This window comes from Lactobacillus nasalidis (genome assembly GCF_016587775.1).
GTDB lineage: Bacteria > Bacillota > Bacilli > Lactobacillales > Lactobacillaceae > Lactobacillus > Lactobacillus nasalidis.
On the sequence record NZ_BOCG01000579.1, the window covers coordinates 1 to 395 of the forward strand.

Here is a 395-nt window from a genome sequence, read left to right on the forward strand (position 1 = left end):
GGCTGCCGTGGCCGTTAAGGCCCGGGACGACTTTGAAAAGAAGACCGGCGTCCACAACTACGTGGCCGGCTCAGTCGGCCCTTACGGGGCCTACCTGGCCGACGGCAGCGAGTACCGGGGCGACTACGGCTTAAGCCATGAAGAATACGTGGCCTTCCACGCCCCGCGCATTGAAGAACTGGCCGCTGGCGGGGTCGACTGCCTGGCCATTGAGACCCAGCCCAAATTAAGCGAGGTCAGGGCCATTCTGGACTACCTGCAGGAGAAGCATCCTGCTCTTCCGGTCTACGTCAGCTTCTCTTTGCGGGACCCGGCCACCATCAGCGAGGGCCTGCCGCTGGCAGAAGCCGTCCAGGAAGCCGGCAGGTACCCCCAGGTCTTCGCCGCCGGGGCCA

At 64.8% G+C, this 395-nt stretch carries 1 protein-coding gene; it reads left to right on the top strand.

Features of this window, described 5'->3' with window-relative positions; genetic code table 11:
- Window positions 1–395 (top strand): homocysteine S-methyltransferase family protein (locus tag lacNas_RS10915; RefSeq protein WP_201346862.1); only part of this gene is annotated, 395 nt, incomplete at both ends.